This is a genomic window from Okibacterium fritillariae, assembly GCF_052783725.1.
Genome location: NZ_CP199917.1, coordinates 237,601 through 262,202 on the forward strand (window position 1 = coordinate 237,601; position 24,602 = coordinate 262,202).

Consider the following 24,602-nt stretch of genomic DNA (forward strand, 5'->3'; position numbering starts at 1 on the left):
CTGAGAATTGCTCCATCGCGTGTCATAAATCCGGCTCGACCTCGTCCACATTTAGGTGAGCTTTGTCCGTCGAATCCGCCCGATCGAAACTGAGCGTTGCGACGACAATCATCGCTTCGGAGTGCGCGGTGTCGCTCTGAACCACTTCTCATAATCGGATGGATCAGCATGGCCAACACTTCGCCCGATGGTGGAGCGGCTCCCTCGCCGAACGCCTAAATAGCAGCTCACGCAGTGGGCGTTTCGCGAGGCACTCCACTGGGCGCGTAATAGGCGTGAAGCTCGAGGCTCCCAACGCTTGAAAGCGGCGAATTCGAGATTAGACGCTCAGACGGAACAGCGAAGTCCCAAGTGGAAGCATCTCGATTCGCGAAGTTATCTCAATATGGGGCAGATGGATGACTTAGATGCCATCTGACTTGGGGGCTTCGTGAGCGAATGTGAGTTTCCTCATAAAAAAAGATATGTGCATCACGAAAACCAATTCCGTGCGTCGTTAAGCATGTAGAAATTCGGCGGCGAAGTGAGCCTACCTGCAGCTAGAAGTCGTCCCGCCTTTAGAGAATCTGAGTGATATGTTCAATTACCCTCCGAAGTACGAGTCTGCAAGTGAACAGGAATTGGTGGTGTATCTCCGAACCGGAGATACCGCAGCTCTCGCTGAATTGTGGAAGCGCCATGCGCCAGCGGGACGCATTGCTGCTGCACGATTCCCCGACCATTCAGCGGACGACCTAGTGTCGGAAGCTTTCACACGCATACTCGCAGCCGTTCAGAACGGGAAGGGGCCAGAAGAATCCTTCCGCCCCTACCTGCTCACAACAATCAAACACCTCGGGTACGAACGGACACATCTGCCTTTGCCGATAGATCCGGCGAACGTCGAGCAACGACTCGATAAGGTTTTTGCCGGCCCCTCCGTCGAGACCCTCGCTCTACGAAACGCGGCCAAAAACGTCGGCATAAAGATTTTCCAACAGCTGCCCAAGCGCTGGCAGGAGGTTCTATGGCTATCCGAAATCGAAGGTCTCAAGCCACGGGAAATCGCGCCGTTACTCAATCTGAAACCGAACGCAGTTTCCGCACTCCACGCCCGTGCGAGGAAAGGTATGCGCGACGCTTGGTTGCGAGATCACCTCTCTCACTCGCAGAGCCCTTTCTGTGAAAGCGTTATCAACCAGATTCCCGGATACTTGCGAGGTGCCCTCACTCCAGAGCGAGAGGCAGCAATAAACGAACACATTGGAAGCTGTGACGGATGCTCCGCATCCCTCGAGGAAGCCAGGACCATTGCGTCAGGTTTGCTATGGGTCCTCCTTCCAATGCTGTTCACGGTGGCTGGAATCGCACCGTCGATTGTCGGTGCTGACTCATCAGCGATGGCAATGTCGTCGGCAAGCGCGATGGCAGCAGCTGACCGAACGCGCTCACGTAGCCTCTTCACCGGAGCGGCCTGTGGACTGGTCGCCGTGTCGCTGAGCGCTATCGTCACTTTCGCGATTGTGGCAGAGCCCACGGCTAAAGGCCCAATATCCGCGAGCGAATCGATCAACCCGCACGAAACGGAACCCACAGAGACTCCGTCGGACACGCCCATTTACACTCCAACGAATGATCCCGACGCGGAATCCAACACAGCACCGATCCCTGGGCCGCCAACCCAATCTGCACCGACATCGCCGCCCAAACCTGAAACGGTCCTCGAGAACTCAACTCCGGTCGTCTCTTCGGACGAGACCACCCCAGCACCCCAGGAGGGACTCGAGGGCAAGTCCGGAATGAAGGTTGCAGACATGCAGGTACTTTCATTGGTTGTAGAAAGTGACCCAACCGGCCGTTACCTTCCAATCATCTCCGGGGGTAAGGCGGAAGTTGGGGCGACTATTCAAGTGTTGTCATCCGAAGGGGCACTACTGGGCAGCGTCGTCGACACTGACGGAGGTGAGTGGCAAATCACTGATCTACCTGGAATGGGCTGGGGTGCACAAACTTTCGCCGTCCGACAGATAAATGGTGCACGAATGTCTCAGCTCAGCGGCTCATCGACGGTTGAGATCACTGAACCACCCACTCTCATTTCTCCGAAAGAAGGTGACCTTGTCGACAGCAGCAGCTATGTGATGGAAATTGTTGGTGAACCGAACGCGACAATGCAGCGCATCGCAAACGGTTCCTTTCGGGACCAAATCATGCTCTTGGATGATGACGGAGAGTTCGTGCAATCGTTCTCTGCACCGGTCGGAGAAATGGCCCTTGGGCTGCGATACGTTGATCCCTCTTTTGGTCGTTTCGGACCCACGCGCATCCAGAGTTTCACCGCGCAATGATGCCCCGTAACTTTTGCTCGGACAAAGATCTGATCTCACTGAGATCACAGGTTCGATAGACGTTTTCGACATGAAATAGGCACGTTGGCTCACGCGCCGTGGTTGCCAGAATGCGCCGATGCGGAGAGCTCCTAGCCGTGTATGTGCGCCGCTATGCCGTATAGGGAAAGGGTCAGGCCCACAGCGATCCATGACGGTAGGAGCACTAACCAGGCGATCCTCGCAACACCTGAGTCGCTCCGCGCTTCCTCCTGGCTAGCTTTCAACGTGATGCGTGCAGACCTCCGCATATGACCCTTCTCTCTGCTTGATGCCGAGCCCAAAAGATCGGCAGGCGTTGGCTGCACATACTTGAGCCAGGAACAACGTCGTCAGAGTGGTGAAACTTTTCAACCTGGTTCGTCGACGCCTCTTTTTTCCTTTTCTGAAGTTGTACTCGATATCAGATAGGAGGGATTCTGACGCGTTACGTGACGCGTGGGCGAGGCCGTGAACAAATAGACCCTTGGCGCTGGACTCCTTCTTCGCCAAAGAGGAAGAGCATGGCTGGTAAGAACCGACTCGCATCAATTTCCGCGACAAGTCACGCTCCGAAGGCTTTAGTGGGAGGTGTCGCTTGACGCCCGGTCGGGTCGCAACTGTGGGCGCTCACGGTAATAGACGTGTCGAGGATTTTCGTTGCTAGAGGCCGCGGCCGTTTAGAAAACTGCCTCGTCTTATGTCTGGCGGCCAGGGGAGGGGGTGGCTTCCATCCAAAGAAGGTCGGATACGTCGACATATAGGTGCAGCTGATGATGGCTGCTACCGGCGGCTCTTTTATTGGACTGACGATCGAGTGCATATATCTCGGCCGGTAGTGGTGGATACACAGTCGAGGACGGCTGCGCAATATTTGTTAGGAGATATGCGTCATGTTTTTCGAGATTTCGCGTCGTTATATATGGATGGCTTAGACAACCTTCCAGGATGCGGCTCTTGCTCCATCCCCCGATACGGGCGAGAGCCGCATCATTTGAAACTCTGAAATTCTGAGCGCTAAACGTGCTGACTGCTCGGGTTGCGATCAGTGTTGCCGAGAGGCAGAACTCCCGGGTGAGCTCCTTAGGGCGGCCCTGCGCATGGATGTTCGAACAAGAGGCCCTCTTGGCGTGACGGCCGGCTTGCCACCGCCTGATCGAGAAGTTGAACATCGTCGGCTATCTCGATTTAGCGTCGTCGATCGTCGTCTTCATCGATAAGTAGATCTGAGAGCCCGTGTCCGTGCGGATCAATGGGGTCCTCTCGCGACAATCGTGATCGGTAGAAATCGATCGCATTATTTTTTGCTGATCGGAGAACGTGGGCGCCAAGATTTCGGGGCAAGGTTCCCCCGGCACGAAATCTCTCCGCTAGCCGGAGTATGGGCTCGGACAGGACATCCTCCGGATCGAGACGTCCACAGTGCGGTCGCAGGCGTTTGACGAGGTGGACGCGCTGCCTTGCCAGCTGCGCTGCTGTGAGGGTGTCCAATGTGGCTCCCCAGACCAGTATCGGGCGGGCCGCATCATTGTGGCTATGGCTGTGATTCGCAGCGAACTCCCTCCTGGTTTAGCTTGAATCTCTCCCTTTCTGCTTACAGATCGAGCCGGTGAGACTGGTTCGCCGAATCAGGATCAGATCCACCAAAGAACAACGCTCAACTTTTTTGGCGAAAATTCGCCAACTAGGCGTCATAAATCTGGATCAATTCCGTCTGTTAGTTCGAGGGCTTTGTCAGTTGCTGATTGATCGAACCAAGGCGCTGCAACGACGTATGCCACGTCTGAATGCGTGGCATAGCTCTGAACTAGCACCTAGGAACCTGCTCCGAAAGGACCCCATGCACGCAACAAGACCACCGACCGCCGGAGGCAATACCGGAACGGTCAAGAAAAGCACCGCGGCTGCCGTGCTATTCGCCCTCCTAATGGGCATGATCACCGTCCTGAACGTGTTCATCCCAACTCAGACTGCCCTTGCGGCGCCGATCTGCGCACCCGGGAACATCTACGTAAACACAGGAAGTGCTACACCTGTCCTGAACCAGTATTCAGACGCAGGTGCGCTCGAAAGCAGCGTGCCGGTTCCGCATTCGTATACGGACATCGCTTTCTCCAGCAATGGCTTGACCCTCTACGGCATCCTCCCCGGCGTGCCGTTTTTGTACACAATCGACCCCAACACCGGGGCGGAGACTGCACAAATCGCCATAACGGGCCTCCCGGCAAGCAACTACTTCGTCAATGCTCTGAGTTCGTTGGCTGATGGTTCGCTCCTGGTCGGTGCCTCGCCAGGCGGTGGAGCGACCGCCCAGCAAATCTTCCGCATCAACCCCGCGTCCGGCGTCGCAACGCTTTACGAAGCCGCTTTCCCAACGGGCTTCGGATCTGCCGGCGACTTCCTCTCCCTTGCGGACGGCGACATCCTCGCGGTTGGTGCGGGATCGAACGGCAATGCACTGTTCCGCATCTCGCCAAGCTTCGCGGTGACCCAGGTCGGTACTGTCCCCGAATCGTTCGGCGCGGCACAAAGCGGTGGCAAGGTCTTCCTTGCGGGTTCCACTGGCACTATCTACGAGATCACGTCGATCCCCACGGCTGCCTCGACAGCACCAGTGGCCACTACGGCCATCGCAACGACAGGGCTTACTCTCTTTGGTGCCACGTCTCAGCAGGACAGCGGCTTATGCTCCGAGCTGACCATCGCAAAATCATCCGATCCAACGTCGGGTACCTTGGTGGCTCTCGGACAGACGGTGACTTACTCGATCACGCTGGCGAACGCGAACGGGACCGCTCCTGCGCAGGTCGACCTCACTGATGACCTCTCGTCGGTTCTCGACGACGCGACGGTCACAAGCGCACCCGCAGTTTCGTCTGGTACCGCGCTGACTATCGACCCCGTCGCGAATAACGGCTTTAGGATAAGTGGGATTATTCCGGTCGGCGGTCAGACAACCATCACCTATGCGGTGACGATCAACGACCCAGCAACTGGTGACCGACAGCTGTCGAACTATGTCATCCCTACCGGTACAACTCCACCAACGTCGTGCGACCCCGACAACCTTGCCTGCACCACGAACCCCATCTCAGATCCGGCTTTGACGATTGCGAAGACGGTTGCTCCGGCTGATCAGACCTCGTATGAGGTGGGTGAGGAGTTGACGTATTCGTTCCTGGTCACGAACACGGGCAACGTGACGTTGACAGATGTGGTCGTGAACGAAGGTGACTTCAACGGTTCGGGCGAACTGGGCGCAGTTACGCCAGCATCGGTTGCGACGCTCGCTCCTGGAGCGTCGACGACGTTCACGGCGACCTACACACTGACGCAGGCGGATGTTGATCGCGGGAACACGGCGAACACGGCGACGGCCACGGGCGTTCCGCCCACCGGTCCCCCCATTGAGTCGCCGCCATCGACGGTCGAGGTTCCCTCAGTCCCCGCACCGGCTTTGACGATTGCGAAGACGGTTGCTCCGGCTGATCAGACCTCGTATGAGGTGGGTGAGGAGTTGACGTATTCGTTCCTGGTCACGAACACGGGCAACGTGACGTTGACAGATGTGGTCGTGAACGAAGGTGACTTCAACGGTTCGGGCGAACTGGGCGCAGTTACGCCAGCATCGGTTGCGACGCTCGCTCCTGGAGCGTCGACGACGTTCACGGCGACCTACACACTGACGCAGGCGGATGTTGATCGCGGGAACACGGCGAACACGGCGACGGCCACGGGCGTTCCGCCCACCGGTCCCCCCATTGAGTCGCCGCCATCGACGGTCGAGGTTCCCTCAGTCCCCGCACCGGCTTTGACGATTGCGAAGACGGTTGCTCCGGCTGATCAGACCTCGTATGAGGTGGGTGAGGAGTTGACGTATTCGTTCCTGGTCACGAACACGGGCAACGTGACGTTGACAGATGTGGTCGTGAACGAAGGTGACTTCAACGGTTCGGGCGAACTGGGCGCAGTTACGCCAGCATCGGTTGCGACGCTCGCTCCTGGAGCGTCGACGACGTTCACGGCGACCTACACACTGACGCAGGCGGATGTTGATCGCGGGAACACGGCGAACACGGCGACGGCCACGGGCGTTCCGCCCACCGGTCCCCCCATTGAGTCGCCGCCATCGACGGTCGAGGTTCCCTCAGTCCCCGCACCGGCTTTGACGATTGCGAAGACGGTTGCTCCGGCTGATCAGACCTCGTATGAGGTGGGTGAGGAGTTGACGTATTCGTTCCTGGTCACGAACACGGGCAACGTGACGTTGACAGATGTGGTCGTGAACGAAGGTGACTTCAACGGTTCGGGCGAACTGGGCGCAGTTACGCCAGCATCGGTTGCGACGCTCGCTCCTGGAGCGTCGACGACGTTCACGGCGACCTACACACTGACGCAGGCGGATGTTGATCGCGGGAACACGGCGAACACGGCGACGGCCACGGGCGTTCCGCCCACCGGTCCCCCCATTGAGTCGCCGCCATCGACGGTCGAGGTTCCCTCAGTTTCCGCACCGGCGATCACCGTCGTAAAGACGGCCGACATTGCAGCCCAGGAAGACTACGTCGTCGGTCAAGTCGTCACTTATTCCTTCCTCGTCACTAACACCGGCAACGTCTCACTCACCGACATCACTGTGAATGAGGGTGAGTTCTCAGGTGCGGGTGAGCTCTCCGAGGTCACCTGTCCTGCAGAACCGGCCGCCCTGGCACCCGGCGAGCAGATCACTTGCACCGCCACCTACACGGTGGTGCAGGCAGACGTCGATGCGGGCACGATCACGAACAATGCCACTGTTACCGGTACGCCACCGAACGGGGGCACCCCGCCCACCTCGCCGCCGTCCGAAGTCACGGTCCCGTCGCCGCCTGCGCCGGGCATCGCGGTCGTCAAGACTGCGAACGTTGAGAAGGCGACCGCGGTTGGTCAGCTCATCACCTACTCGTTCCAGGTGACCAACACCGGTAACGTGACGCTGAGCAACGTAGCGGTTGATGAAGGTAAGTTCACTGGAGCAGGATCGCTTTCAGCGATCATCTGCCCGGCGGAAGCTGCTTCCCTCGCGCCTGGTCAGCAAATCACCTGCACCGCCACCTACAAGGTGACGCAGGCCGATCTGACCGCCGGATCGATCAGTAACACCGCGACCGCTACGGGTGTCCCGCCCACCGGTCCGCCGATCGAGTCGTCACCGTCGACAGTCAAGGTGTCGACAGTCAAGGTGTCGACACCTGGTCCGGGGCTCGCTTCTACCGGCGCCAACGTGCTGCCTCTAGGCATCGGCGCGATCATCCTGCTTTTCGTAGGAGCCGGTCTAGTCGTAATTCGTCGCACCCGTCGCGGCGCCGCATAGGGATACGTAAGTAACTTCGGGCGGGTGGAGTTTCCAAAATCCACTCGCCCGAAGTTATTTTGCGGAACTTGCTTTCATCGGCAGCAATAGATTCGCCGTCATCTGCGGCTCGTGCACCTGTGGATGACTCGTAGTCGCCCACGTCCGAGACACACACGTATAAGGCCTCTTCTCTCGAAGACACGTCTTTCGCAGCGCTGCAGGAAAGTCGCTGGGCCTTTGCTCAAGCGTTGTATGAACTCTGGCAACGTCTGCCCCTGAGCGCAAAAGACCGTCGAACGGGCGAGGTCAATCTGTGGCTCGTGAAGCGGGAACTGAATGGGCTCGACGCGGTGCGCGCCGAGATCGAAGCCTGGGACGTTTCGGATGTCGCGACTTTTGTTCGAGAACTCGACGACTAACCAGCCAGATGCGCGACCTCGCCGGGATCATTACGGAGCCGGGCGATCACGGCGCCCGCCAGATACCTGCAGGACCGCCCCCTCGGCGAAACGTGACAGGTTGTCCGGGTGAGGAGCGGCCTGAGCCTGGCTGCCGAACGTAAAGTAGTCGCGTTGAGTGCTTGGCCGGCGGGCGCGCAGGTGCGAAACGATCACACCAGCTGTCGTACGTGCGGAGAAGAACCGATACCGTTCCGAAGTAGAGAGACTCTCGAGCGGTGGCTGTCTGAGTTCCGCACTTCTTTCGCGGCCGCCGGTCAGCCGCGCAGGGCGAGCTGTTCGCTGCGCCAGAGCGCGTAGAGCTGCCACGGGTCGTCGACGCCCCGGCGCAGAGTGTCGATGTGGGCCAAGAGCTCGTCGTGGGCCGCGAACCATTCCGAGCGGCCCAGGCGGTGGGCCGCGAACTGCGCGTGGCGCCGCTGCTCGAGCGACCGGTTGCCACGCTCGAACGCGAGCAGCTCGTCGTGGCGGATGGCCGCGAGCCGATGCCGTGGCGTCGCCGAGGTGCCGATCTTGATCTGGTCGCGAAAGCGCAAGTAGTAGACGACGTCGACGCGCACGGCGATGACATCGGCCTGGTCGACGACGGCGCCGACCCGCCACTCGCAGATCGCGCACATCCACCCAGAGGGGTAGCGGACGCCGAGGCGCGAACCGCACGCGAGGCACGGTGAGGGCAGCAGGTCGGTCACGCCCGCGTCGCCGGCCACCCAGTCGTGCGCGGCGAGGAGGTGGTCGTGGCACAGGTCGATCGGCGCGCCCGAGGCGACCGGTTCGCCGCACGCGAGGCCCGTCGAGAGTGGGATGACGCAACCGTCCATGCTTGAAGGCTACGGGTCACGGCCGACATCCGTGCGCGGCTGTTACGCGGGTGGGCCTGTCCAGGTGCGTGGAAACCGCGGTGCGCCGATCGCCCCGCGTGCCGCACCGACCCCCGCTGGCTATAACGTTGCAGGGTGCAACCCGACAGCAACGCGAGTGATCCTCGCCAGCCGCTGGCCCCCCGCCAGCCCCGAACCCCGCGCACCTCTCGCCCACCCCGCGAGCGCCAGGTCAAACACAGCCGCCTCGAAGACGCCTTCGGGCTCTTCACGGGGGCCTTCGTCGTCTCCTTCGGCCTCTTCCTCTTAAAGGCGTCCGGCGCCGTGACCGGTGGAACCGCCGGACTCGCCCTCCTCCTCAGCTATTCGACGCCTGTCTCGTTCAGCATCTGGTTCGTGCTCGTGAACGCGCCGTTCATCGCCCTCGCGTTCTGGAAGAAGGGCGTCGTCTTCACGGTGCGCACCATCATCGCCGTGGTCATCGTCTCGTTGCTGGCCTACCTGCATCCCACCCAGTTGGATGTCTCGAGCATCGGCCCCGTCTATGGCACGCTCACCGGCAACCTGCTCGTCGGCATCGGCCTGCTCATCATCTTCCGCCACCGCGCCAGCCTGGGCGGCATCAACATCGTGGCTCTGCTCGTGCAGGACAAGACGGGCTTCAAGGCCGGCTACGTGCAAATGATCTTCGACGTCATCATCGTGGCATCGGCCTTCGCCGTCGTCTCGCCGCTGACCGTGCTGCTCTCCGCGCTGGGCGCGGTGTTGCTCAACCTCGTCCTCGCGATCAACCACCGGCCCGACCGCTACATCGGGCACTAGCCCAGATTGCCGGGCAACCGGTCGCCCCACGTGCCTGGCCGCTCATCGCGAACCGTTCATCGTCAACCGTTGGCCGCGCTATCGAGCGGCCGCCGGGGCTCCCGTTGCCTACGGTCGGCGGGCTAGCCAGAGGCTGCGCGTGCCATTGACGGTGAGGTCGCCTCGGTTGAGCAGGCTGTGGGGGCCGTCTGCGGCGAGCAGGATGTCGAGCGTGTCTCGGTCTTCCTGGTTCAGGCCCGGCCGCGCGGCGTCGCGCAGTCGCAGCAGCGACGTGTGCGCATAGCGGGCGAGAACCGAGGCGCGCTCGCCGGGCGTTGGGCCGGAAGCGAAGCGGGCGAGGGCCTGAGGGGACGTGGCGATGTCGAAGCGGTGGCGCGCGACATCCGTGAATCCGGCGCGCACGAGGGCGTCGGTCCAATCGGGGTGCAGGTTCATGGGGGCGCGGGCCGGCGCGACGGCGGCGTGGATGCGCGCCTCGAGGCCGGGGGTGCCGAGGTCGAGGTCGTCGGGCAGCACGAAGGGTCGCGTGTCCATCTCGACGACCGCGAGCATGCCGCCGGGAGTCAGGGCCGTGAGAATGTTCTCGAACACGCGGTCGGGGTCGGCCACCTCGTGCAGTGACAATGACGCCCACGCCACGTCGAACGGTTCGAACGCGGGCCACACGTCGTCGAGATCGGCCCGCACGGTGTGAACGCGCTCGGGGATGCCGCGGAAGAACGCCTTGCTGCGCACCAGGTCGAGCATCTGCTCGGAGCGGTCGAGAGCGTAGATATCAGCGCGCGGAAAACGCTCGGCGAGAGCCATCGTGCCCGTTCCGGTGCCGGCGCCGAGGTCCAGAACGCGGCGCGTACGCTGCCCGTCGCGGGCCGCGCGCAGGGTGTTCGTGATCGCGAACAGGGCCTCGTGCAGAACCTCGGCGTCCAAGTCGAGGAGCGGCGCGATCCCCGCGTGATCGTGGCCGTGGCCGTAGTGTTGCGGGCTGTGAGCGTGTGGCTGCGTCATCCCTCAACCGTAGACGCCACATGCGCCGACGGCATAGACTCTTGCGCATGAAGCAAGAAGAGCCCGACCTCGACGCCGTCATCCGCCAACGCATCCGGGCCCTGCGGGTGGCGCGCGGTTGGTCGCTCGACACGCTCGCGGCGCGCTGCTTCCTGAGCCCCTCCACGCTGAGTCGCATCGAGACGGGTCACCGCCGCATCGCGCTCGACCAGCTCGTGCCCATCGCTCGCGCCCTCGAGACCACGCTCGACCTGCTCGTCGAAACCGAAGACGAGGATGTCGTCATCCGCCCCCAGCGCAACGAAATGCGCGGCCGCACCGTGTGGACGCTCGCCAAGGAGCGCGCCCCGCACAACATGACGGTCGCCAAGATGCTCATCGAAGAGAAGCTGGCGCCGCGCGATTCAGAGGAGTTCGCGTCGCAGGGTGGCGTGCACCCGGGCCGCGACTGGTTCATGGTGTTGTCGGGCACGTTGCACCTGCGTTTGGGGGAGCGCGACATCCTGGTCGAGGCGGGGTCGGCGGCCGAGTTCTCGTGCATGACGCCGCACGCCGTCGGCGCCCACAACGGCCCCGTCGAGATCCTGTCGATCTTCACGCAGGAGGGCGAACGCGCGCACCTCGACGACTGAGTGGCTATTCGCCCAGTCGGTGCGCCCCCGCACCCAACTGTCCGAGCGCGTCATCGGGGTTGAGCAGCCCACACGCCTTCATCGACAGGCACCCGCAGCCGATGCATCCGGTCAGTTCACGCTCGAGCCGCTCGATGCCCAGCCGCCGCTCTTCGAGCTGCTTCTTCCACCGCAGGGATGCGCGCTGCCAATCCTCTTGGCTCGGAGTCTCGTCGTGCGGCAACGCCTCGAACGCCGACTGCACGTCGCTGAGGGGGATGCCGAGCCGTTTAGCCACCGAGATGAGCGACACTCGCCGAATCATGTGCCGCGGGTATCGCCGCTGATTGCCGACGGTGCGACGCGACGTGATGAGCCCGAGATCCTCGTAGAAGCGCAGGGCGGAGGCGGCCACCCCGGTGCGCCGACACATCTCGGCGACCGTGAGCAATTCTTCGGATGCCTGTGACATCGCCTCACCTTTCGCCAGCCCTTGACCTCAACCATACTTGAGGTTTTAGAGTGAGGACATGCACGAAACCGAATCGTTGGCCTCCCAGGCGGCCACGGCCCAATCCTTCAAGAACGCCTTCCGCGAGCATCCGGCGGGCGTGGCCGTCATCACCGCCATCACGCCAGAGGGTCCCGTCGGCCTGACGGCGTCGAGCGTCGCCTCTGTGGCCGTCGACCCGCCCGCGCTCTCGTTCTCGGTCACGCGGGCCACCGGTTCGGCCGGCGCGCTCCTCTCGGCCGACACCTACGTCGTGCACCTGCTCGGCACGCAGCACATCGACGTGGCCGAGGCCTTCGCCCGCTCGGGCGCCCCCCGCTTCACGCCCGAACAGGGTTTCACCACCCTGCCGACGGGCGAGCCGCTCCTCGCCGACGCCCGCCAGGCACTGCGCTGCCGCACCATCCAGGTCGTCCCCGTCGGCAGCTCGCTGCTCGTCGTCGCCGAAGTGCTCGACGTCATCACGGGCCCCCCATCCGAACCGCTCGTCTACCACGACCGCCGGTTCCTGCGCCTCAGTCACGACTGATCAGCCTCCCTCCATCCCACAACAGAAAGAGAACATCGGATGCCCAGCTACACCCTGCCCGACCTGCCCTACGACTACTCGGCCCTCGCCCCGCACATCTCCGCGCAGATCATGGAGTTGCACCACTCGAAGCACCACCAGACCTACGTCACGGGCGCCAACACGGCCCTCGAGCAGCTGGCCGAGGCCCGCGACTCGGGCAACCTCGCGGCCGTCAACAAGCTCGAAAAGGACCTCGCCTTCAACCTCGGTGGTCACATCAACCACAGCGTGTTCTGGCAGAACCTGTCGCCCGAGGGCGGCGGAGAGCCCACGGGTGACCTCGCCGAGACCATCGGCGCCAACTTCGGCTCGTTCGAGAAGTTCCAGGCCCACTTCACGGCCACGGCGCTCGGCGTGCAGGGCTCCGGCTGGTCGGTGCTCGGCTGGGACAGCATCGGCGCGCGTCCCGTCATCTTCCAGCTCTTCGACCAGCAGGGCAACGTGCCCGTCGGCATCACGCCGCTGCTGCAGCTCGACGTCTGGGAGCACGCCTACTACCTCGACTACCAGAACGTGCGCGCCGACTACGTGAAGGCGTTCTGGAACATCGTCAACTGGGCGGATGTCGAGGCGCGCCTCACCCGCGCCCGCACCGCGACGAACGGGCTCATCGTTCCGTCGGCCGTCTAGCTGACCCCGCCGCGCCTTCCCCCTCGCGCCCCGTCCCTCCCTCGTCGGAGGAACGAGCGTCACGGTCCGTCGATGTCCGACGCGAGGGGGAGGCCCGGCAATCCAGCCGTCCCTAGGCTGGATGTATGACGAACCACACGCCGAATAACGGATGGGTAGAAACGGCACCGCGTCCCGTCGTCACGCACGACCAGGGCTTACGCGTGAAGCCCCAATGGTGGCGCGGAACCCTCGCGATCGTCGCCCTCGTCGTCCTCTTCTTCGTGCTCTCGACCATCCTGAGCCTCGCCGGCGTCTTCTTCGACGTCGCCACCGGCCAATACACGTTCGACGAATGGGCCGAGAACCCGCTGCGCCTCACGCCCGCCGTCATGCTCGCCAACAACCTGGCGCTCGGCGCCATGTGGCCCGTCTCGATGCTGCTGCAGTGGCTGCTGTTCGGCGTGCGGCCGGGCAACCTGTCGTCGGTGACGGGTCGCTTCCGGTGGCGCTGGATGGGGCGGCTCGCGCTCGTCATCGTGCCCGTCTGGCTCATCTACGTGGCCATCTCGTTCATCGGAACGCCGCCCGACGAGTTGCAGTTCACCGCCAGCACCATCTCGATGCTCGTCATCGTGTTGCTCACCACGCCGCTGCAGTCGGCCGGCGAAGAATACGGTGCGCGCGGCCTCATTCAGCGGTCGGTGGGCTCGTGGTTCGGACATCCCACGGCCGCGTTCGTGTCGGCCACGTTCATCTCGTCGTTCGTGTTCATGCTGGCGCACGCGGCGTCCGACCCGTGGCTGCTGGCCTACTACTTCATCTTCGGCGTCTCGATGGCACTGGCGGCGCGCGGCACCGGCGGGCTCGAGGCCCCCGTGCTCATCCACGCCACCAACAACGTGCTGCTCTTCATCCCCACCGCCCTGCTCGACCAGACCGACCAGGTCTTCGAACGCGAAGCGGGCGTCGCCGACGCCTGGATGCTGATTCCCATGGCCATCGTGCTCGCCGCGGGTCTCTTCAGCGTCTGGTGGGGCCGCCGCTACGGCCTCGTCACGCGCGCCCCGCTGCCCCGCTCCTCCTACGAGAAGCACCCACAGTCGCCGCAGGCGCACTACCCGCAGCCGCAGCAGTACTCGCAACCCTGGCCGCCCCAGGCGAACGCTTCGCAGCCGGGATATCCGCAGTCCTGGCCGCAGTCGTCCCCGCCTTTCTCGCAGGGAAGCGGTGAGTCGGCGCCCCCAGAGTCTTACCCTGGCCGCCCCGATCAGCGAGGATGAGGGAATGTCACACATTCTCATCACGGGGTCGACCGATGGGCTAGGCCGCGGGGCAGCGGAGTCTCTTCTCGCGGGCGGGCACACGGTTATCGTGCACGCTCGGAATGAGCAGCGAGCCGGGGCCGTCGCACCGTTGATCGAGCGCGGCGCGGAGCTCTTCGTCGCCGACCTCTCTGATCGCGAGCAGGTCATCGACGGTGCGGCGCGGCTCAACGCCGGTGGGCCGATCGATGCCGTCATCCACAACGCCGGAATCCTCTCCGGTGCCGCCGTCTTGCCGGTCAACGTGGTCGCGCCGTACCTCTTCACCGCGCTGCTGCGCACGCCGACTCGGCACGTCTATCTGAGCAGCGGCATGCACCGGAGCGGCCAGCCCACCCTCGACGGGCTCGACTGGTCAGGTGGCGAGGCGACGGCGAGCTACTCCGACAGCAAACTCTTCGTATCGACTCTCGCCGCGGCGGTCGCACGACGGTGGCCCGACATCCAGGGCAACTCGGTCGACCCCGGCTGGGTCGCCACCAAGATGGGCGGCGAGGGCGCCCCGGATGACTTCGACCTCGGCTATGAGACGCAGGCGCGGCTGGCCACCGACCCACAGGCCCGCATCAGCGGCGGCTACTGGCACCATGGCGCGCAGCAGAAGCCTCATGCATCCGTCGAGGACCTGGCGTTTCAGGCGCGGCTGATCGACGCGCTCGCCGCCGAGACCGGCATCGAGCTGCCCGAGCGCATGCCGCCCTCTGCTTAGACTCGAGCGCCCGCTCGATCAACCCACGTCGCATGACTCGCTCGGGCGGAACGCTGATCGTTGCCTTGAGCGATCCACCCTCGCTTCGACCGCCTATAGGCGCGGGTCGATAGGCTCCGACTCCATGGCGAGCACGCCGAAGACGGCCTGGTGCACGCGCCAGGTGGGTTCGCCGGCGACGAAGCGCTCGATGGCCTCGACGCCCAGCGCGTATTCGCGCAGCGCCATGGAGCGTTTGTGGCCGATGTCGCGGTCGCGCAGCCGGGACAGGTTGCGCGTTTCGGTGTAGTCGGGGCCGTAAATGATGCGCAGGTATTCTCGGCCGCGCACCTTGATGCCCGGCTGTGCGAGCGACTTCGTGCCGCGGGTCAGGCCGGCGACGGGTTTCACGACCATGCCCTCGCCGCCCGCGCCCGTCAGCTCCTCCCACCAGAGTATCGCCGCATCCTCCGACGCGGGGTCGGTGAGGTCGACCGACACCGAGCGGGTGGCGCGGATGAAGTCGGGGTCGGCGTCGACCAGTCGCCGCGCGATGTCGAGGTGCCACGCGTGCTCGCGGCCCAGGTGGCTGGCCCCCTCGGATGCGAGCAGCTGGAACGGCGCCAACTGCACGCCCTCGAGACCCTGCGACGGTGCGGCATAACGACGGTAGGCGTCGACGTAGGCCGAAGCATCCTCGGATCGTCGGCGGGTGCGGTCGAGTAGGTCGCCGACATCGATGCCGGCCGAGGCGGCGCGCTCGAGCACCGACACCGCGGCGGGCAGCGAGGCGGTCGCGGCCGCCCCCACCGACGCGTACTGCTCGCGGATGATGGGGCCCGCCTTGAGCGACCAGGGCAGCAACTCGGCGTCGAACAGCAGCCACGAGGCGTCGAGCTCGTCCCAGAGTCCGGCCGCCGAGACGGCCGCGTCGAGCCGCGTGAGGAACGCGTCGGTCAGGGCGTCGTCGAAGAAGGGCCGCCCGGTGCGCGTGTGCACCACGCCCCGCCATCCGTCGGGCGCGTCGAACCGGCCGGGGTCGCGCGTCAGCAGCACGACGGCGCGCGAACCCATGTGCTTCTCCTCGCAGATCACCTGGCCGAGCCCCTCGCGGCGGTAGGCCTCGAACGCTTCGGCGGGGTGTTCGAGCAGGTCGTCGCGCTTCGATGTGGCCGGCGGGCTCATGGTCGGGGGTAGGTAGACGAGGTGGCGCGGGTCGGTCGCGAAACGGCTCATAACCTCGAGGGCGCCGGCCGCGGCATCCTCGCGAATGCCGACCTTGCCGAACACGCGCGTCTCGACGATCTGTTTGCCGAGCACATCGTCGATGCGCAGCAGGCCCGGGTCGCGTTCGTCGACGGATGCCTGCGCGGCACGTCCGAGCGGAGCGGCCGGTTCATACCAAACCTGCTCGGCGGGCACGTCGACGACCTCGCGTTCGGGCCACCGCAGCGCGCTGAGCTTGCCGCCGAACACGCAGCCCGTGTCGAGGCACATGGTGTTGTTCACCCATTCGGCCTCGAGCGTGGGCACGTGGCCGTAGAGCACGGTGGCGTCGCCGCGGTACTCGTTGGCCCACGGCAGGCGCACGGGCAGGCCGTATTCGTCGGTCTCGCCCGTGGTGTCGCCGTAGAGCGCGAAGGAGCGCACGCGCCCGGAGGCCCGACCCTGATACTTCTCGATCAGCCCGGCGTGGGCCACGACGAGGGCGCCGTCGTCGAGCACGAGGTGGGACACCAGCTCGCGGCAGAAGCGCTCGACCGCGGCGCGGAATTCGTCGGTCTCGCCGGCCAATTGTGAGAGCGTCTCGGCGAGGCCGTGGCTGGTCTGCACCTTCTTGCCCTGCAGCGCGCGCACCAGTTTGGCCTCGTGGTTGCCGGGCACGGCGAGGGCGTGTCCCGCGCGCACCATGCCCATCGCGAGCCGCAGCACGCCGGGGGCGTCGGGTCCGCGGTCGACGAGGTCGCCGAGGAAGATCACGCGTCGGCCCTCGGGGTGCACGGCGTCGACGGGGCGGCCTTCGGCGTCGCGCACGAGCTCGTAGCCGAGTTTTCCGAGCAAGGTTTCGAGTTCGGAGCGGCAGCCGTGAATATCGCCGATCGCGTCGAACGGCCCGCGCTCCTCGCGCCGGTCATTGAGCAGGGGCTCGCGCACGAACCGCGCCTCGGCCACCTCCTCCTCGCTCGACAGCAGGTGCACCTTGCGGAACCCCTCCTTGCCGAGGTGCTTCAGCGACCGTCGCAGCTGGTCGTGCTGCCGCTTGATCACCGAGGCGCCGAACGTGCGGTCGGTGCGCTGGGCGTTGCGTTCGACGCACACGCTTTCGGGGATGTCGAGCACGATCGCCACGGGCAACACATCGTGTTCGCGGGCGAGCTCCACGAGGGACCGCCGCGATTCGGGTTGCACGTTGGTCGCATCGATCACGGTGAGCAGGCCCTTGCGCAGCCGCTGGCCGGCCACGTGTTTGAGCGCCTCGAAGGCCGCCGCGGTCGCCGACTGGTCGTTCTCGTCGTTGGAGACGAGCCCGCGGAAGAAGTCACTCGAGAGGGTCTCGAAGCGACCGAAGTGCTTCGCGGCGAACGTCGACTTGCCCGAGCCGCTGGGGCCGACCAGCAGCACGAGCGACATGTCGGGCAGCGCCAGCGGCGGCTTCGCGGCATGCTCGGCCACGGTCGACTCGGGACTACCGGGTTCGGTGTGCTGGCTCATCGCTGACCGCCCTTTCGAAAGAGTGCGAGCTGGGTGGGCGACCCGAGGGCCGCATCGACGTCGCCGACCGTGCGGTATTCGACCGTGTAGCCGAACCGTTCGCACACGCTCGCGGCCCACGCCTCGAACTCGGCCCGGCTCCACTCGAACCGGTGGTCGGTGTGCCGGAACTCGCCCGCGGGCAGCGACGGGTACAACGCGTTGTAGTCGCTGTTCGGGGTGGTGACGATGACGGCGGCGGGGGCGGCGGCGCCGAAAACGGATGCTTCGAGCGCACCGTGGCGTGCGGCATCCACGTGTTCGATGACCTCCATGAGCACGATCGCGTCGAGCCCCGCGAGCCGGGAATCCTGGTAGGTCACCGACGACTGCAGCAGCTGGATGCGGTCGCGCACCCGGTCGCTGGCCTCGCGCAGGTTCAGGCGGCGGGCCGCCTCCTCGAGTGCGCGAGCCGACACGTCGGTGCCGATGACGCGCGAGAACGCGGGTTCGGCCATGAGGTGCACGAGCAGTGCGCCCGGGCCGCAGCCCACGTCGGCGACGCTGTGGGCGCGGACATCCGAGAGCGCCTGCAGAACGGCGGCGGCGCGCAGGCGGGCGAGTGAGGGGGAACGTTCTTGAACGGCTCGCGCGCGGCCGTCGGCCGCAACATCTCCGGCCGCAGCATCTGCCGCTGCGACATCCGAGCTCGCTGACAAGTCCGTGGCGCTCGCATCGCCGTCGAGCAACGCCTCGGCGTCCCCGACCATGCCGCGCTGATGCGCCAGGTAGCGCCGCGTGATGAGGTCACGCTCGGGGTGCTCGGCCAGCCATCCCTCGCCGGCGCGCATCAATTTGCCGATCTCGTCGTCGGACACCCAATAGTGTTTGGCGTCGTCGAGCACGGGCAGCAGCACATAGAGGTGCCTCAGGGCATCCGACAACCGGATGTCGCCCGTCAACGTGAGGTCGACGTAGCGCGAGTCGCCCCACTCGGGATGCTCGGGGTCGAGCGCGATCGGTCGCGCATCGACCTGCCAGCCGATTGGCTCGAACAGCTGCCGGACGAGGTCGGCACCACCGCGGGCCGAGACGGCGGCGACGGTCACGGTCAGGGGCAGCGTGCCGGCGGCGAGCTCGGGGAACGCGTCGCTGCGGCCACCCATCGCCGTGCGGAACACCTGCCCGATGGCCACGGCGACCATTGATGAGGCGGCGTACGGTCGGTCGTTCACATACTGCGCGAGGGTCGATGCATCTCCGCCGCGGAAGCGTTTGTCGCGCACCAGGCCGACGGGGTCGACCTCGAGCATCATCGCCGCGGTGCAGCACTCGTCGTTCGCCTCCGGGTAGAACACGTGCGCCTGCCCGACCGACAGGTCGAACACCTGCGCCTTGCCCGGATGCTTGCGCAAAAGGTGGCTCAGGTTCGAAGCCTCCGGCGCGGTCGACGTCAACGTCACGAGCACAGTGTCCCTCTTCCCCTCGACAACACTCCCCTCACCGTAACAACCCGCCCCGGCCGCCCGCGCCGTGCCCACCCCGCGCGGCACCCCCACTCCGGGAGTCGCGCCGCCTTCGCGGGGCGCGGCGGCCCGAGATGCGCGGTGGCGCGGGCATCGTCGGGGGCTACACTTCAGCTGTGATTCCCCAGGACCAGCACGCGTCCCGTGCTCCTGAACAGCCGCTTCTTTGCAGTCGACCGGCGACGACGGTTCAGGGCGTTATTTGAAGCGCCGCCAGAACGTCGACCAGCGTGTCGGGGTCGCCGACGTTGCCGGGCACGACGACGTAGAGCAGCTCGCGGCCGTCGTGGGCGTTCAGTCGCCACACGGACACGCCGGGCAAGATCTGCCCGAGCACGTAGGCCGAGGAGGCGCCGATTCCGGTGCGGGCGACCTCGGCCGAGGTGATGCCGCCCTTCGCCACGACGGCGGACACCTCGGGCAGCAGTGTGCGCACCGCCGTCGTGAGCGCCGTCATGACCCGTTCGCCGTGTTCGAGGGTGTTGTGGCCACCCGACCGCACGCGTTCGCTCGTCACGACGGCGAGGGCGTGATCGGCGAGCCCCGGCCGCGCCCGTTCGGCGGCATCGAGCCCGGCCAGCGCAGCAGAAGCAAGAGCTTCCTCGGTGTCGACGACGGCGGCCTCGCCGAAGGTGGCTACTACCGGGGCCAATTGCTTGGCCGCTCCCGCGGTGTGTGAACCGCAGACGAGCAATGTGGCGACGGGGGTATCGACGAGGGGGCTGGGCAACAGGCCGTCACTGGCCACCCCGGCGAGTTCGGCGGCGAGGGGTGCCGCCGAGCGGATGACGAGGCTCGCGCCCGCATCGATGGCGGTATCGACGGCCGCCGCGATCATCCGGATGTCATGGGCATCGACAGCGTCCGGCACGACGACCGTGCCGGGGGCGGCGCTCGTCAGAACGTCTGCGAACCCACCCGCGCGGACGACGTCGAGCGCGACCGGGATGCCCAACCGGCCCGATTTCTCGGCCACGTACTGCGCAAGATCGCTGCTCGCGAACGGAAAAACGGGGTCTTCGGCGTACTCGGTGTGGTGCGCCGGAACGTCGTGCCCGTCGACGCGCACGTAGTGCACGCCGCCGCGGGTTGTCCGCCCGCCGTCGGGGAACGCGGGCACGAACAGCAGCACGCCGCCGGCGCCCTCATCGAGGAAGACCTCCGATTCGGCGAACACGTGGCCGCGCAACGTCGAGTCCCCGCGGAGCACGAATCTCACCGGCTCGCCGAGTGCAGCGCCGGCCGCTTCGCCGTCTGCGCGAATCCGACGGGCGAGGGTCACCGCGGCCGCTTCGTCGAGCGCTCGGCTGTTGGTCTGCACGTAGACGCTGTCGGCGTGCCGAAGCGCGTCGGTCAAGAGGGCGGCGTCACTCTCGAGGAGCACGGTGACGCCGGTCGCCGACTGCGTGCCGGTCGGGTCGTCGTCGAGAACGATTGTCTTCATGAGGTCGCTTTCCTTGCAATCGGCGGGCGGCGTTCGCCTGTCGCTGACCGCGTATGCGGGCCGGCGATCTGAGCCGTCGGGCGAATTGGTGGGTGGGGGTGGAACGCTGGGGTGGAACGGTGCAGGGCGCGGGTCCCCGTGCGCCCTGCACCGGGTCGGCAGGGGTTATTCGCCGGCGATCACGCGGTCGGCGGCTGCCCGTTCGGCGGGGCCCCAGGTTTCACGGGTGAGGAGCGCTCCGATGAAACCGAGGAGGCCGCATCCGAGATAGACCCAGGCGACGCCCTGCCAGCCGAGAGGAACGGCGACGGCCGTGGCGATGAGCGGGATGAAGCCCGAGATGGCCGCCGAGAACTGGTAGCCGATGGATGCGCCCGACGAGCGCGTGTTGGTGGAGAACAGCTCGGAGAACCAGGCGCCCTGTGTGCCGGCCAGCGAGTCGTGGATGATCGACATCGCGACGATGTAGACGAAGACGATCAGGTAGGGCAGCCCCGTGTTGACGAGCAGGAACATGGGGAACGCGAAGGCCATCAGCAGCACGGAGCCGGCGATGTAGACGGGCCGTCGGCCGATGCGGTCGGTGAGGCGCCCGAACAGGATCGTGGTCACGAGCCCGATGGCCGCGGCGATGATGAGGCCGGACAGCGCCGTGGACCGTTCGGCGATCGGCTGATCACCGGTCGTCAGGTAGGACAGCATGTAGGTGACGATCACGTAGAAGCCACCCGACTCGGCGAGGCGCAGCGAGATGACGCGCAGAATCGTGCGCCAGTCCCGCTTGAAGACCTCTTTGATGGGGTTCTTCACGACGAGGCCGGCGGTCTTGGTGTCGGTGAACTCGGGCGATTCCGAGACCTTGTAGCGGATGATGAGGCCCGCGACGATCAGCACCGACGACAGCAGGAACGGCAGACGCCACGCGAGTTCGCTGTCGAGCGTGCTCGACCACAGGAAGACGAGGTTGGCGAGCAGCAGGCCGAGCGGCACGCCGGCTTGGGGGATGGCGGTGTAGCGACCACGCTTCTTCCAGGGGGCGTGTTCGAAGGTCATGAGAATGGCGCCGCCCCACTCCGCTCCGAAGGCGATGCCCTGGATGACGCGGATAAGCGTGAGCAGGATGGGGGCCAGGAGGCCGACCTGCTGGTAGGTCGGCAGCACACCGATGAGCACCGTCGAGATGCCCATGAGCAGCAGGGCGCCGACGAGGACGGGTTTGCGGCCGATCTTGTCGCCCAGATATCCGCCGATCACGCCGCCGAGGGGACGCATCGCGAACCCGATGCCGAAGGTGGCGAAGCCGAGCAGAACGCCCACGACGGGGTCTTCGGCGTGGAAGAACACCGTGTTGAAGTAGAGCGCGGCGGCGGTGCCGTAGGCGAGGAAGTCGTAGTTCTCGATCGTCGTGCCGACGGCGCTGCCGATGGCCGTGCGCAACTTGTCGGGTGACCCGTGTTCTGCGCGGCGCGCGAGGTCGGGGGCGGGGCTGGTGGTGGTCATCGCGTGGTCCTTATCTCCGTTGATAATCGGACGGGGCGGCGCCCCGGCCGTCGCGGGAGACCGCCCGTCACTCGATGGGCGTCGTCCCGCGTGCCTTCGTCGTCTTGTAGAAATCGTTGATGTGGGTGTTCACCCGTTGGGAGGCCAGCAACCCGTCGCGTTCGATGATCGCGGCGAGGATGTCTCGGTGCTCGGCCCGCACGATGGTTGCCGTTGCCCGCCAGTCGGCGAGTTCGGCATATCGGTCGACCATCTGTTGGTGGATGGCGGTGCGCAGCGAACTCATGAAGTGGGCGGTGAGCGCATTACCCGTCGATTCGGCGATCCTCACGTGGAATGCGGCATCCAGTCGGTTGAATTCGGCCGAGTCGATGCCGAGGTCGTCCATCCTGTCGAGGATCTTGGCGAGCTCGCGATGGTCGTCGTCGTTCGCTCGGGCCGCCGCTTCGCGCACGCTCCACTCTTCGAGCGTCAGCCGGGTCTCGACCACGTCGTTCGAACTGAAATGCGCGAGGGCGATCTGCAGCTTGAGCAGGTTGACGAGGCCGTCGCCGGGCGTCTGAACGAGTGCTGCGCCACCATCCGGGCCGCCGCCGCGACGGATCTCGACCACGCCGAGGGCCTCGAGAACCCGCAGCGACTCTCGCAGCGACGGGCGGGACACCCCGAGCAGGGCGGCGAAGTCCCGCTCGCTGGGGAGATGGTCTCCCGCTTTGAGCCGTCCATCGAGAATGCGCTGCTCGATCTGGGCCATCACCTGTTCGTAGGTGCGGAGTCGCTGCACCGGCTCCCACTGCTCGGTCGATGCCATTGTCGAACTCCTCAGGTCCCCCCAGCGCGGCTGATCCCGCGGTGATGATGTCCATCGTAGTTCTCGCGGTGAATGGTTAGACCAACGCGGCGGTGTGCTCGGCGCGGAACTCGTTTTCGAGTTGGCGACGGATCTGCACGGCGAACTGCGACTCGTCGAGCTGCACGTCGTCCCACGAGACCGTCTGGTCCTTCGGCACATCGCGGATGAGTTTCGCGCCGTGGGCGAGGCCCAGGGGGAGTGCATTCCGGCCCAGGGAGATGTGGGCGGGCGCGAGCTTGCCGAACACCGTGTAGCCGCCCTCGCCGTCGAGCGTTTCGCCGGCCTTCAGCGCGCGCTTCGCGGTGGTGACCACGTCGCCGCGGAACCCGGTCGGGGCGCCCGTCGCCTCGCCGCGCAGCACGGCCGCGGCGATCGACACATTCAGCTCGAGTCCGATCATGTGGTACGGCCGGTAGAGCGAACCGTAGCGACCGGTTTCGTCGGTGTGCACGCCGTATTCCTGGAAGCACTGCACCGCGTAGTCGGTCGTCGCCTCGAACGTGACGTAGACGCCCCAGCGCAGGTTGTCGGGAACCTCGGTGCCGTCGCGATACATGCTCGATGCGATCTCGACCGTTCCGCGACGCGTCAGGCTTCCGCCCTGGTGGGCGTTCTCGCGGAACACGGTGGGCAGGTCATCCTTGCTCGCAGCCGGGAAGAGCAGGCCCTCGTCTTGCGGGATGAGCCCGGTTCCGTTTGCGACAGCCGCCATCTCGATCGCCGACTTCGTGCCGTCGAGGAACGAGTTGAACATCTTCGGGTTGTAGTCGCCGCTCTCGAGCTGCTCGGCACTGAAGCCGTAGTAGTCCCAGACGGTGTCGGGCGTCGAGTAGTTGTACTCGGGCAGGTACTTCGTTCCCTTGCCGGCCGCGACCACGTCGAAACCGACGGTGCGGCACCAGTCGACGAGCTCGCAGATGAGCGCCGGCTGGTCGCCGTAGGCCATCGCATAGATGACGCCGGCTGCCTGGGCGCGGCGCTGCAGGATGGGCCCGACCATGCAGTCGGCCTCGACGTTGACCATGATCACGTGCTTGCCGTGATCGATGGCCGTGACGGCGTGATAGGTGCCGACGAGCGGGTTTCCGGTGATCTCGAGGATGACCTCGATGGCGTCTGATTTCAGCAGCGCGTCGGAGTTGTCGATGACGGCGGTGCCACCCGTGCGCAGCGCTTCGTCGATGGATGCCGCGGCGTAACGCTCTTGCGGCCAGCCCGTGCGAGCGAGCGCCGCCTTCGCTTTGGTCGGGTCGATGTCGGCGACTCCGACGACGTGGATGTTGTCGCTCCCGACGGCCTGGGTGAGGAACATCGACGAGAACTTGCCGGCGCCGATGACGCCGACTCGAATGGGGCCGGCTTCGGCCGTGCGCTTCTGCATCAAGCTGAACAGGTTCATGGGCTACTCCTTCGTAGTGGGACGCGGTCTCGGCTAGATGGTCAGACCAATGACGTCTCGCAACAAAGTAACTGATGGTCTGACCATC

At 65.2% G+C, this 24,602-nt stretch carries 18 protein-coding genes; 9 read left to right on the forward strand and 9 right to left on the reverse strand.

Annotated features, from left to right (window positions below; all coding sequences use genetic code 11):
- The first annotated feature begins 575 nt into the window (after positions 1-575).
- The 3 genes from ACUWEX_RS01205 to ACUWEX_RS01215 all read left to right on the forward strand — a co-directional run bounded on the left by ACUWEX_RS01205 (position 576) and on the right by ACUWEX_RS01215 (position 8,099).
- Positions 576-2,327 carry a sigma-70 family RNA polymerase sigma factor gene (locus ACUWEX_RS01205; RefSeq protein WP_445996832.1) on the forward strand — a complete coding sequence of 584 codons (1,752 nt, stop codon included), beginning with the start codon at positions 576-578 and terminating at the stop codon, positions 2,325-2,327.
- A 1,945-nt stretch (positions 2,328-4,272) separates the two neighbouring features.
- Entirely contained in the window at positions 4,273-7,698 is a 3,426-nt protein-coding gene (locus ACUWEX_RS01210) for a DUF7507 domain-containing protein (protein WP_445996833.1), read from the forward strand.
- A 230-nt stretch (positions 7,699-7,928) separates the two neighbouring features.
- Positions 7,929-8,099 carry a hypothetical protein gene (locus ACUWEX_RS01215; RefSeq protein ID WP_445996834.1) on the forward strand — a complete coding sequence of 57 codons (171 nt, stop codon included), beginning with the start codon at positions 7,929-7,931 and terminating at the stop codon, positions 8,097-8,099.
- Positions 8,100-8,395: 296 nt separating this feature from the next.
- On the opposite strand, the gene ACUWEX_RS01220 is transcribed toward ACUWEX_RS01215, so the two are convergent.
- Positions 8,396-8,959 carry a GIY-YIG nuclease family protein gene (locus tag ACUWEX_RS01220; RefSeq protein WP_445996835.1) on the reverse strand — a complete coding sequence of 188 codons (564 nt, stop codon included), beginning with the start codon at positions 8,957-8,959 and terminating at the stop codon, positions 8,396-8,398.
- A gap of 135 nt (positions 8,960-9,094) precedes the next feature.
- Here ACUWEX_RS01220 and ACUWEX_RS01225 point away from each other — a divergent pair, with 135 nt between their 5' ends.
- Positions 9,095-9,781 (forward strand): YitT family protein, encoded by a 687-nt coding sequence (locus ACUWEX_RS01225; protein WP_077054473.1) that lies wholly within the window; start codon positions 9,095-9,097, stop codon positions 9,779-9,781.
- Between the two features lie 108 nt (positions 9,782-9,889).
- On the opposite strand, the gene ACUWEX_RS01230 is transcribed toward ACUWEX_RS01225, so the two are convergent.
- Positions 9,890-10,786, reverse strand: coding sequence for a class I SAM-dependent methyltransferase (locus ACUWEX_RS01230; RefSeq protein WP_445996836.1), 897 nt, complete (start codon positions 10,784-10,786; stop codon positions 9,890-9,892).
- Positions 10,787-10,833: 47 nt separating this feature from the next.
- Between ACUWEX_RS01230 and ACUWEX_RS01235 the strand changes: the two genes are divergently transcribed.
- Positions 10,834-11,418: a helix-turn-helix domain-containing protein gene (locus tag ACUWEX_RS01235; protein ID WP_200811461.1), complete on the forward strand. Its 585-nt coding sequence runs from the start codon at positions 10,834-10,836 to the stop codon at positions 11,416-11,418.
- A gap of 4 nt (positions 11,419-11,422) precedes the next feature.
- Here ACUWEX_RS01235 and soxR read toward each other — a convergent pair whose 3' ends face one another.
- Positions 11,423-11,869, reverse strand: coding sequence for a redox-sensitive transcriptional activator SoxR (gene soxR / locus ACUWEX_RS01240; protein WP_445996837.1), 447 nt, complete (start codon positions 11,867-11,869; stop codon positions 11,423-11,425).
- Between the two features lie 58 nt (positions 11,870-11,927).
- On the opposite strand from soxR, the gene ACUWEX_RS01245 reads away from it, so the two are divergent.
- The 4 genes from ACUWEX_RS01245 (at position 11,928) to ACUWEX_RS01260 (ending at position 15,122) form a co-directional block, all read left to right on the forward strand.
- On the forward strand, positions 11,928-12,437 hold the full coding sequence (locus ACUWEX_RS01245; protein ID WP_445996838.1) for a flavin reductase family protein: 510 nt from the start codon (positions 11,928-11,930) through the stop codon (positions 12,435-12,437).
- 39 nt (positions 12,438-12,476) lie between these two features.
- Complete coding sequence (locus ACUWEX_RS01250; protein ID WP_079726469.1) at positions 12,477-13,109, forward strand: superoxide dismutase; 633 nt, start codon at positions 12,477-12,479, stop codon at positions 13,107-13,109.
- A 125-nt stretch (positions 13,110-13,234) separates the two neighbouring features.
- Entirely contained in the window at positions 13,235-14,371 is a 1,137-nt protein-coding gene (locus ACUWEX_RS01255; RefSeq protein ID WP_445996839.1) for a CPBP family glutamic-type intramembrane protease, read from the forward strand.
- A 4-nt stretch (positions 14,372-14,375) separates the two neighbouring features.
- Positions 14,376-15,122, forward strand: a complete 747-nt coding sequence (locus ACUWEX_RS01260) for an SDR family NAD(P)-dependent oxidoreductase (RefSeq protein ID WP_445996840.1) — start codon at positions 14,376-14,378, stop codon at positions 15,120-15,122.
- Between the two features lie 93 nt (positions 15,123-15,215).
- On the opposite strand, the gene ACUWEX_RS01265 is transcribed toward ACUWEX_RS01260, so the two are convergent.
- The 6 genes from ACUWEX_RS01265 to ACUWEX_RS01290 form a co-directional block, all read right to left on the reverse strand.
- Complete coding sequence (locus ACUWEX_RS01265; protein WP_445996841.1) at positions 15,216-17,813, reverse strand: polynucleotide kinase-phosphatase; 2,598 nt, start codon at positions 17,811-17,813, stop codon at positions 15,216-15,218.
- Positions 17,810-19,261 (reverse strand): 3' terminal RNA ribose 2'-O-methyltransferase Hen1, encoded by a 1,452-nt coding sequence (locus tag ACUWEX_RS01270; protein ID WP_445996842.1) that lies wholly within the window; start codon positions 19,259-19,261, stop codon positions 17,810-17,812. The genes ACUWEX_RS01265 and ACUWEX_RS01270 overlap by 4 nt, the downstream gene beginning before the upstream one ends.
- 247 nt (positions 19,262-19,508) lie before the next feature.
- Complete coding sequence (locus ACUWEX_RS01275; RefSeq protein WP_445996843.1) at positions 19,509-20,762, reverse strand: four-carbon acid sugar kinase family protein; 1,254 nt, start codon at positions 20,760-20,762, stop codon at positions 19,509-19,511.
- Positions 20,763-20,927: 165 nt separating this feature from the next.
- Positions 20,928-22,262 carry an MFS transporter gene (locus ACUWEX_RS01280; RefSeq protein ID WP_445996844.1) on the reverse strand — a complete coding sequence of 445 codons (1,335 nt, stop codon included), beginning with the start codon at positions 22,260-22,262 and terminating at the stop codon, positions 20,928-20,930.
- Positions 22,263-22,329: 67 nt separating this feature from the next.
- Positions 22,330-23,073 carry a FadR/GntR family transcriptional regulator gene (locus ACUWEX_RS01285; protein ID WP_079726476.1) on the reverse strand — a complete coding sequence of 248 codons (744 nt, stop codon included), beginning with the start codon at positions 23,071-23,073 and terminating at the stop codon, positions 22,330-22,332.
- A 76-nt stretch (positions 23,074-23,149) separates the two neighbouring features.
- Positions 23,150-24,514: an NAD(P)H-dependent oxidoreductase gene (locus ACUWEX_RS01290; RefSeq protein WP_445996845.1), complete on the reverse strand. Its 1,365-nt coding sequence runs from the start codon at positions 24,512-24,514 to the stop codon at positions 23,150-23,152.
- Between the last annotated feature and the right edge of the window lie 88 nt (positions 24,515-24,602).

What these genes read in the sequence shown, in the direction of transcription:
- ACUWEX_RS01205 (WP_445996832.1), top strand. Translation starts at nt 576, where the DNA reads ATGTTCAATTACCCTCCGAAGTACGAGTCTGCAAGTGAACAGGAATTG.
- ACUWEX_RS01210 (WP_445996833.1), top strand. Translation starts at nt 4,273, where the DNA reads ATGGGCATGATCACCGTCCTGAACGTGTTCATCCCAACTCAGACTGCC.
- ACUWEX_RS01220 (WP_445996835.1), bottom strand. Translation starts at nt 8,959, where the DNA reads ATGGACGGTTGCGTCATCCCACTCTCGACGGGCCTCGCGTGCGGCGAA.
- ACUWEX_RS01230 (WP_445996836.1), bottom strand. Translation starts at nt 10,786, where the DNA reads ATGACGCAGCCACACGCTCACAGCCCGCAACACTACGGCCACGGCCAC.
- ACUWEX_RS01235 (WP_200811461.1), top strand. Translation starts at nt 10,834, where the DNA reads ATGAAGCAAGAAGAGCCCGACCTCGACGCCGTCATCCGCCAACGCATC.
- soxR (WP_445996837.1), bottom strand. Translation starts at nt 11,869, where the DNA reads ATGTCACAGGCATCCGAAGAATTGCTCACGGTCGCCGAGATGTGTCGG.
- ACUWEX_RS01245 (WP_445996838.1), top strand. Translation starts at nt 11,928, where the DNA reads ATGCACGAAACCGAATCGTTGGCCTCCCAGGCGGCCACGGCCCAATCC.
- ACUWEX_RS01250 (WP_079726469.1), top strand. Translation starts at nt 12,477, where the DNA reads ATGCCCAGCTACACCCTGCCCGACCTGCCCTACGACTACTCGGCCCTC.
- ACUWEX_RS01255 (WP_445996839.1), top strand. Translation starts at nt 13,235, where the DNA reads ATGACGAACCACACGCCGAATAACGGATGGGTAGAAACGGCACCGCGT.
- ACUWEX_RS01260 (WP_445996840.1), top strand. Translation starts at nt 14,376, where the DNA reads ATGTCACACATTCTCATCACGGGGTCGACCGATGGGCTAGGCCGCGGG.
- ACUWEX_RS01265 (WP_445996841.1), bottom strand. Translation starts at nt 17,813, where the DNA reads ATGAGCCAGCACACCGAACCCGGTAGTCCCGAGTCGACCGTGGCCGAG.
- ACUWEX_RS01275 (WP_445996843.1), bottom strand. Translation starts at nt 20,762, where the DNA reads ATGAAGACAATCGTTCTCGACGACGACCCGACCGGCACGCAGTCGGCG.
- ACUWEX_RS01280 (WP_445996844.1), bottom strand. Translation starts at nt 22,262, where the DNA reads ATGACCACCACCAGCCCCGCCCCCGACCTCGCGCGCCGCGCAGAACAC.
- ACUWEX_RS01285 (WP_079726476.1), bottom strand. Translation starts at nt 23,073, where the DNA reads ATGGCATCGACCGAGCAGTGGGAGCCGGTGCAGCGACTCCGCACCTAC.
- ACUWEX_RS01290 (WP_445996845.1), bottom strand. Translation starts at nt 24,514, where the DNA reads ATGAACCTGTTCAGCTTGATGCAGAAGCGCACGGCCGAAGCCGGCCCC.